The organism is Micromonospora sp. NPDC005367 (assembly GCF_040606825.1).
GTDB lineage: Bacteria > Actinomycetota > Actinomycetes > Mycobacteriales > Micromonosporaceae > Micromonospora.
Genome location: NZ_JBEXFP010000020.1, coordinates 107,583 through 116,796, shown reverse-complemented (window position 1 = coordinate 116,796; position 9,214 = coordinate 107,583). Strand labels below are relative to the sequence as shown.

3 protein-coding genes are annotated in these 9,214 nt (G+C 72.1%); 1 reads left to right on the top strand and 2 read right to left on the bottom strand.

The window, feature by feature from the left end; all coding sequences use genetic code 11:
• Positions 1-89: 89 nt before the first annotated feature.
• Both ABZS42_RS16715 and ABZS42_RS16710 read right to left on the bottom strand, forming a co-directional pair.
• Positions 90-3,452 carry a S8 family serine peptidase gene (locus tag ABZS42_RS16715; protein WP_355146087.1) on the bottom strand — a complete coding sequence of 1,121 codons (3,363 nt, stop codon included), beginning with the start codon at positions 3,450-3,452 and terminating at the stop codon, positions 90-92.
• A gap of 187 nt (positions 3,453-3,639) precedes the next feature.
• The gene (locus tag ABZS42_RS16710; protein WP_355146085.1) at positions 3,640-4,629 is read right to left on the bottom strand and encodes a hypothetical protein; all 990 of its coding nucleotides are present in this window, start codon (positions 4,627-4,629) and stop codon (positions 3,640-3,642) included.
• 183 nt (positions 4,630-4,812) lie between these two features.
• On the opposite strand from ABZS42_RS16710, the gene ABZS42_RS16705 reads away from it, so the two are divergent.
• Complete coding sequence (locus ABZS42_RS16705; RefSeq protein WP_355146083.1) at positions 4,813-9,099, top strand: carboxypeptidase regulatory-like domain-containing protein; 4,287 nt, start codon at positions 4,813-4,815, stop codon at positions 9,097-9,099.
• Positions 9,100-9,214 lie beyond the last annotated feature (115 nt).

Here is a 9,214-nt window from a genome sequence, read left to right as displayed (position 1 = left end):
GGGGGGGTGGGTTCTGGTTCTCCCCGGGGGGGGGGGGGGGGGGGGGGGGGGGCGCCCCCCCCCCCCCCCCCCCGACAGGTGCCCCGGGATCAGGAGATGGCGTACGCCCGGATCACGGTCTGGGTGACCGTGTTTCCGGCCACGTCATCCGCCTGCACCCGCAGCGACACGAACCCGGCGGCCTTCGGATGGCTCACCTTCACGACACGGTGGTCACCTGAGCCCGTGACGACCGCCCGTCGCCAGGTCTGCCCGTCGTCGTACGACACCTCCACGGACATCCGCTTCGTGCGCCCGATCGAGGCGCCAGGCTGCCGCTCCACCGTCAACGGAATGTCGAAGCGCCGGCCCGCCGGTGCCGCGTTCAGCTCGTCGAGCGGCGGGCTGAGCCGCACCGTGGACAGCGGCAACCGCTGCGGCGTCTCTCCGTTTACGTGCCCGGAGCGGAACGTCCATACGCCCGACACGTTGGTCGACAACGTGCTCGGTTCGGCGCGGGTCGCCGACGCCTCCAGCCGGTAGGTCGCCGGCCCGGCCGGCACGGTGAACTGCCCGACCGGCTTGTCGACGGAGCCGAGCAGCGTGTCGCCGCGGTAGAGGGCGACGCGGGTGGCGGCGACCATCGAGTTGCCGGGTCGGCCGGTGCCGTCGGCGAACATCGGCACCGCGGCCTGGATCACGTCGCCGGTGCGGGTCACCCAGTCGGCGGGCCCGGTCGGGCTGGTCGACGACGGCCCGAACACCGCCTGGTTCCACGACTGCCGGTACGTGCGCCCGCCGAGGTACGCCTGCCAGGGCTGGTTCGACTGGTACATCGTCGCCGGGTAGGTGCTGCCCGCCGGCATCGCCCGGTGCATGAACGTGGAACTCCAGCCCACCCCGCCGTCGGTGTTGACGTATTCGGTGCGGCGGAACGGCAGCTCGAACGGGACGTACACGGTCCAGTAGGTGTCGCCTGGCGCGAGGCGGCCGCCGTTGGCTTCCATGCCGTCCTCTCCGGGCATTCCGGTGCCGGCGTACGTCGACTCGATGGTGGCCAGATCGGCCGGCTTCGGTGCCTTGGTGAGGCCGTCGAACATGCCGCCCTGGTCGAACCACACCAGGTCGTACACGTACGGGCTGTTGCGTACGGCATCGCCGGTCAACGCGGCGAACGACGCCCCGATCGTGCTCTTGAACTCCGGCGCGGGCTCGTCCGGCCCGATCTGTCCGACGTAGTTCCCGGCGAAGGCGCCCGGCGTGCTGAGCGCGACGGCGCCCTTGCCCGGGCCGGCGGACCAGGTCGCGTTGATCGCGATCAGGGTCGGCACCGCGTCGGCCCTCGGCACGGTGACCGAGATCGGTTTGGCCAGCCGGGCGTCCAGTTGGATCGTGAGGGGGCGGTCGACGACGAACGCGGGCTGCACCAGCATGGTCGAGGAGTAGCGCGTCGGGTCGGTGTCCGGGCCGTTGATCCAGGTGTACATGCCGTACCGCCCGCTGGGCAGATGCAGCACCGGCGTGGGGTTGGTGGTCCACTCGTAGATGACCTCGTAGGTGTCCAGGTTGACGATCGAGGTGTAGCGCGTCGTCGCTGGAGCCCCGTCGCGTCCGGTGTGCACCAGGGTCACGTCGTGGCCTTCCCGCTCCCGGTCGACGGCGAACGGCGTCTGGACCTGCACGCCGCCCGCTGCCGTGGCGGACAGGTAGCCGGTCCAGTAGCCGTCCGGCCCGTCGACGGCCGTGTCGACGGTGAGCGTGGTCGACGCGGTGCCGCCCGCGGGCACGGTCAGGCTGGTGGCGCCGGTGGTGAAGGCGTCGGCCGGTACGCCTGCCGCGGTCTGCACGCTCAGCGACAGCGTCACCGAGTTCGGGCCGTCGTTACGGTAGGTCACGGTCTTGACGATGGGCGCGTCGTCGGCGTGCGGCCAGGGCTGGCGGCCGAAGCTGACGCTGCCCTCCTGGGTGGCCACCGTCTGGCTGATCACCCGCGCCACGTCGACCCGACCTGCGCCCTGCTCGAACACGGTCATTCCCGCTGTGGGCTTGGCCGCCGCCATCAGGGCGGTCTTGCGCTGCTGTGCCGACCAGCCGGGGTACGCCTGAGTCAGGATCGCGGCGGCGCCCGCGACGTGCGGCGTCGCCATCGAGGTGCCGGACATGCTCGTGTACCCGGTGACCGGCGCCGGGGTGCCGCCGACGCCGTGCGCGGCCTTGGCCGCCACGATGTTCACGCCGGGCGCTGCGATGTCGGGCTTGACCGCGTGGTCGCCGACGCGCGGGCCGCGGCTCGAGAAGGAGGCGAGTTGATCGTTGCTGTCGACCGCGGCGACGGCGAGGGCGGCGTCCGCGCTGGCCGGTGAGCCGACGGGAGCCGTGGCGCCCTCGTTGCCGGCGGCGATCACGAACAGGGTGCCGTACCGGGCGGTGAGGTCGTTGACGGCCTGCTCGAGCGGGTCGATGCCCGCGGTGTCGCCGCCGCCGAGGCTCATGTTGATGATCTGCGCCTGCGGGGCCGCCCAGGCCATGCCCGCCAGGACGTCGGACTCCGTGCAGGAACGGTCGCCGCAGATCTTGCCGATGAGCAGCTTGGCTCCCGGCGCGACACCCTTGTACCGGCCGTCCGAGGCGGCGCCGGTGCCCGCGATCGTCGACGCGACGTGGGTGCCGTGGCCCACCGTGTCGTCCGTGCTGGGCGTGCTGGTGAAGTTCTGCATGCCCACGATCTGTCCCGCCAGGTCGGGATGGGTGGCGTCCACGCCGGTGTCCAGGACCGCGACGGTGGTGCCGGTCCCGTCCAGGCCCGCCTGCCAGGCTGCGGGCGCACCGATCTGCGGCACGCTCACGTCCAGGTCGATCGTGCGCTTGCCGTCCAGCCAGACCCGGTCGACCCCGGTGGACAGCGTGCGGGCGGTCGCCGTACCGCCCGTCAGCGACTGCCACAGCTCCGCGCGGCCGGCACGGTCCGCGCGGACCGCGAGGGCGCCGATGCTGGGCAGGTCCCGCACCACCCGGGCACCGGCGACGGTCGAAGCCGTACGCGCGGCGGCTGCGTTCCTCGTGCCCGAGCCGGGGTACGACACGAGCAGCGGAAGTTCACCGGATCGGTCGTCGTAGCCGAACTCGGCCAGCGCCGTCAGGTCGAACAGCCGCCGGTCGAGCCGGCCGTCCTCAAGCAGCGGCAACGCGTCGACCGGGATGACGTACTGGTGGTCGTCGACCGTCTGGCTGACGAAGTCGATCCCGGCGCGGCCGGGCCCGCGCTCGACGGCCGTCCCGCCGCGACCGTCGGTGATGACCCGGTCCCCGGTGATCAGGGTGATCGTCGTCGCGGCTCCGGCCGGGACCGCCGTCGGTGGCGCGCCGGCCGGAGCCGCGTCTGCCGTGGGGGCGTCGGTGGCCGTCACGGCGACCGCGGCGACGCCCACCAGCAGGGTGCCCAGTAACAGGCTTGGTAACCTTCGTCGACGCATACGCCGCGCTCCTCAAGATCGTCTGGCCGTCCGGATTGGACGATGAGTCTCGATCACGTTCGGATGCCCGTCGGGCCACCATCGAGACAATCACGATCTTGATCATTGATGATGATCTCGTCAACCGGCTTGTGCCGGATTCTGCCGCCGACGTCCTGGCAGGTTGATTCATGCCTGCCGAGCCGGGTCAGAGCAGGCCGCGCCGGACCGCGCGGACCCCGGCCTGGAACCGGCCGGTGGCGTCGAGTTCGTCGAGCAGGGCGGCGATCCGGCGACGGACCGTCCGCGGGCTCACCCTGAGGTGACGGGCGATCGACTCGTCCTTCATTCCCGCGTTGAGCAGGTCGATGAGCTTGCTCGTGTCGGCGTCGCGCGTGTCCTGGCGGCCCGACCCGAACCGGATGGGGCTGGCGTGCGACCACAGTTGCTCGAAGATCGCCTGGAGGCCGTCGGTCAGCGCCGAACGCGCCGCCACCACCGAAAGGGTTTCCGGCGCGGTGTCTTCGCCGGCGAGTAGCACCACGGCGGTCTCCCGGTCGACCACCAGCAGCTTCATGGGCACCTGCGGCAGGGTCCGGGCCTCCTCACCGTTGTCGACCATCCACTGGATGCGGGCGACCAGCGCCGGTTCGTCGAGAACCTGGCTGGCGTACAGCGAGCGGAAGCGGACGCCTCGTTGCAGCAGACCCAGTTCGGCGTCGCTGATGGGGGTGCTGTTCGGCGCGACGTACGGCGGGGTGTCGATGCCGACCACCTCGCTCCTCGCCGAGCCGAGTAGGTCGTGGATGCGGCTCGCGGTCGCCGTGCGTCCCTCGACCACCTCGAAGAGCCGTCGTGGTTCGGTGCGCATCAGTCCGGCGGCGAAGACCCGGGACAACTCGTACGACGCGGCCTCGAGCCGATCCAGGGCATGTCGGCGTTCCCGCACCAGAGCGGCCAAGCCGGCGAGGGGGTCCACGGCCTGGTACCGGCCGTCGATCTCGGTGTCGTGGCGTATCAGGCCCAGCGAGGCCAGCCGGTCCAGCGCGGAACGTACCTGCGCGGTCGAACATCGCAGCGCGTCGGCGTGAGACTCGGCGTCCGCCCTCGGATCGAGCAGGAGCCGCCGGTACACCTGATGGTCCAGGTCGGACAGCCCGACCAGGTCCCATGCTCCCCGCTCGCCGTCGTCCGTCACAGCGCGAGCATAGGCCCTGCGTCCGGAACGGGCACCTGGCCGAATCGGGCACCGTTGCCGGCCGTCCCGCTGTTAATGTCTCGCCGCCGGTGATCAAGATACGTGGATCGCATGTCGGATCCCCTCATGGCCACGCATGACGACCGTGACGTTCGGTGCCGGCACGATTGAGGAGGAGCAATCATGTCGCGTCGTTCGTTACGCGCGCTCGCGGTGGCCGCCCTGGCCGTCTGCACACTGGTCACCCAAGGTGCTACCGGCGTGGCCCACGCGGCTCCGCCGGCCATGACAGCCACAGATCTCGCCACCACCGCGACCGGTTCTGGCCCGTCCGGCGAGTGGCGGGTCGAGCGAGTGTGCAGCGGACCCGTGCAAGTGGGGTACGCGCAGTGCAATTCGATCCGCCGCATCCCGCCGACAGCCCCCGCGCAGCCGTCGGCGCCGTCCCGGCAGGCCGGGGCCGACGAGCCGGTCTACGGGTACGGGCCCGCCGACCTGGTCTCCGCGTACAACCTGCCGGCGTCGGGTGGTGACGGCATCACCGTCGCGGTCGTGGCCGCCTTCGACAACCCGACGGCCGAGGCGGACCTCGCGGTCTACCGGGCGCACTGGGGCCTGCCCCCATGCACCACCGACAACGGCTGCTTCACGAAGATCGACCAGCGCGGCGGCCACGACTTCCCCATCCCCGACGAGTCGTGGGCTGGGGAGATCTCACTCGACCTCGACACCGTGTCGGCGGTCTGCCCGCGCTGTCACCTCCTGCTGGTGGAGGCCGACAGCAACTCCGTCGCAGACCTGGGCCAGGCGGTCGACCAGGCGGTCGCCAGTGACGCCCAGGTGGTGTCGAACTCCTACGGCGGCCCGGAACACCCCGACGTGAGCTCCACCTACGGGAAGCACTACCAGCACCCGGGCGTGGCGATCGTGGCCGCCTCCGGCGACTACGGGTACGGCATGTCGTTCCCCGCTTCGTCACCGTACGTGACGGCCGTCGGTGGTACCAGACTCACCCGCGATGACACCACCAGCCGCGGCTGGACCGAGCAGGTGTGGGACAACTACTCCGGCGCACCGGGCAGCGGATGCTCCACGGTCGAGCCGAAGCCCTACTTCCAGGCCGATCCCGGATGCCCCGGCCGTACCGTCGCCGACGTGTCGGCCCTCGCCGACCCGCTCGACGGTCTGGCCGTCTACCAGACGTTCGGCGGCTACGGCTGGGCGCAGGCCGGCGGCACGAGCCTGTCCGCTCCGATCATCGCCGGCGTGTACGCCCTCGCCGGCCGTACGCCAGCCGGAGACGCACCGAACTGGTACCCCTACGCGGCGTCGGCCGGCAGCCTCAACGACATCACGACGGGCCGGAACGGCAACTGCGACCCGGCGGCGGCGTACCTGTGCACCGCCGGTGCGGGATTCGACGGCCCCACGGGCCTCGGGACACCGAACGGTGTCGCCGCGTTCCGGGCACCCGGTCCGCACGGCCATCTCGCCGGCACCGTGACCGACACGACCAGCCACGCGCCGATCGCGAACGCCACCGTCACGGTGAGCGGCGGCGGCCGCAGCGTCACGGCCACCACCGACGCCGCCGGGCGGTACGACGTGACGGAATCCGTCGGCACGTTCACCGTGGCGGTCGCCGCGTTCGGCTACGCCGCCGTGACCCGTGACGTCGAGGTCACCGACGGGCAGACCGCCACGGTGGATCTCGCGCTGCACGCCAAGCCCCAGGTCACCCTGTCCGGCACTGTGAAGGACGGTTCCGGGCACGGCTGGCCGCTGTACGCCACGGTGTCCGCGCCCGGCACGCCACTGCCGGCCGTACGCACCGATCCGTTCACCGGCCGCTACCACATGCGGGTGCCTGAAGATTCCGCCCTGACCCTGAGCGTGCGGGCCGATCCGGCCGGGTACCGCACCGCCGACGCACAGATCACCGTCGACGCCACCGATGTCGGCCGCGACTTCGCGGTGCCGGTGGACGACGAGATCTGCGCGGCCGCCGGCTACCACCACAACTACGCCGGCCTGCCCGCCGAACCGTTCGAATCCACCGGCGTGCCGACCGGCTGGCGGGTCGACAACGCGACCGAGAACGGCGGGTGGGAGTTCAACCGGGGCACGGTGATCCCACGCACCAACGAGACGACGGGCAGCGGGAACTTCGCCCTCATCGACACCCAGTTGCAGGACCGCAAGGACACCACGCTCACCACGCCGCCGGTCGACCTCACCGACGTCGACCATCCCGTCGTCGGGCTGCGCACCCGCTTCGTCGGGTACCTGCCGACCCAATCGGCCGACGTCCGCGTCTCCGTCGACGGCGGCGCCACCTGGTCGACGATCTGGAAGCAGGACGCGCTGGCCATCATCAACGGGCCGCTGGCCCTGCCGATCCCGCAGGCCGCGCACCGCAACGGGGTGCTGGTGCAGTTCCACTACGCGGGACAGTTCGCCCGCTACTGGGAACTCGACGACGTGTACGTCGGCAGGCGAACCTGTGACCCGATCGCCGGCGGGATCATCGCCGGTCGGGTCCTCGACGCGAACACCGGCGACGGCGTCGACGGGGCCACCGTGACGTCGGTCGCCCACCCGGATTCGCAGGCCACGTCGGTGGCCACGCCCGACGACGACAGCCTCGGCGACGGCTATTTCGCCCTGTTCGGGCAGGGCGTGGGCGACCAGAAGTTCACCGTGTCGGCGCGTAACCGGGTCAGCCTCACCCGATCGGTGCACGTCTCGGCCGACACGGTCACCCGAGCCGACTTCTCGCTGGCCGCCGCGGCGCTCACCGTCGACCGGTCGACCGTGACGCGTGACGTGCGGCTCGGCGAGAGCGGGCAGGCGTCGTTCACCGTCACCAACTCCGGATCGGCCAAGGCGCACGTCTCCCTCGTGGAGCAGCCCGGCGGCTACGCCCCGGCCGGCGCACGGGCCGCCGCCGCGGCGGCGGTGCCGGCGCGGCGCGTTCCCGGCGGCGCCACCGCCGTCCGGCGCGCCACCGCCGTCCGGCGCGCCGCCGGCGGGCAGCGCGCCACCTCCCTGGCGAGCGTCACCTCCCCGACGGGCGCCTCGACGGCGTCCGACGCTCCGGCGTGGGCGCCGATGGCCGACTACCCGGGCGGCCCGATCATGGACCAGGCGATGGCCCGCGGCGACGACGGCAAGGTCTACGTCGTCGGTGGCACGTCCGACGGATACGGACCCACCGCGAGGGGGTACGTCTACGACCCGGTCCGGCTGCTCTGGTACCCACTGCCGAACCTGCCGGTGCCCGTGCAGCGACCGGTGGCGGCGTTCCTGTCCGGCCGGCTCGTCGTCGCCGGTGGCTGGGGCCCGCTGGACGCGGTCACCGACGTGCAGATCTACGACCCGGCGACCGGGCTGTGGACGCGCGGTGCGCAGATGCCCGCCCCGCGTGGCGCCGCCGGCGGTGCCGTGCTCGACGGCCTGCTGTACGTGGTCTCCGGCTGCACCGTCGGCGACTGCATGCCCGCCACCAGCACCGTCTTCGCCTACGACCCGGTACGCGACCGGTGGAGCAGCCGGGCGGACTACCCGGCGAGCGGGGCGTTCATGTCCTGCGGCGGGCTGGCCGGGCGGGTCGTCTGCGCCGGAGGTGTGGACCTCGCGACGGGCGACGGATCGGCTGCCACCTACTCGTACGACCCGCGCACGGACGCGTGGACCCGCGCCGCCGACCTGCCCACCGGCTGGTGGGGCGCGGCGTCGACGGTCGCCGACGGGCAGCTGCTGCTCAGCGGCGGTGTCGCCGGTGGTACGGGACCGACGTCGTCGGTCACCAACGAGGGCCACGCGTACGATCCGGTGGCCGGGGAATGGCACGCCCTGGCGAACGCGCCCACGCCGTTCTACCGCGGCGCCGCCGCGTGCGGCGTGTACCGGGTAGGCGGGGCACGGCAGTACTTCGAGGCCACCGCCACCGCCCAGGAGCTGCCGGGATACGACATCTGCGGGCCGACCGGCGACGTACCGTGGCTCTCCGAGAGCGACCGCGCCTTCACGCTGCGGCCCGGGCAGAGCAAGACCGTGACGCTCAAGCTGAACGCCGGCGACACGTCGACGGTGGACCAGCCGGGCGACTACCTCGCCGCGCTGGCGGTCCGGGTCGACGGACCGGTGCAGCCCGCACCGGTCCAGGTCACCATGCACGTCGATCCGCCGAAGAGGTGGGGCCGGGTGAGCGGCACGGTCAGCGGCGCCGATTGCACCGGTTCCGTCGCGCCGCTGTCCCGCGCAACCGTCACGGTTCGGACGAAACACTCCACCACCACGCTGTGGACCGACGAGGCCGGCAACTGGTCGTTCTGGGTCGACAAGCGGGACAGCCCGGTCACGCTGGTCTACGCGAAGGACGGATTCAGCAGCCTGACGAAGCGGGTCAAGGTGCGCTCCGGTAGCACGGTCAACACCGACGTGGTCCTGCAGCCGGATCGCTGCTGAGCCGCACCGCACGGGCACGGGCCGGCCGGCGCTTCGGCGTCGACCGGCCCGTGCGTGTTGGGTGCCAGATGCCGGCGAATAGGCAGGTGGCCTGCGCCGACTGGTGGGCTCGGGC

What these genes read in the sequence shown, in the direction of transcription:
- ABZS42_RS16705 (WP_355146083.1), top strand. Translation starts at nt 4,813, where the DNA reads ATGTCGCGTCGTTCGTTACGCGCGCTCGCGGTGGCCGCCCTGGCCGTC.
- ABZS42_RS16715 (WP_355146087.1), bottom strand. Translation starts at nt 3,452, where the DNA reads ATGCGTCGACGAAGGTTACCAAGCCTGTTACTGGGCACCCTGCTGGTG.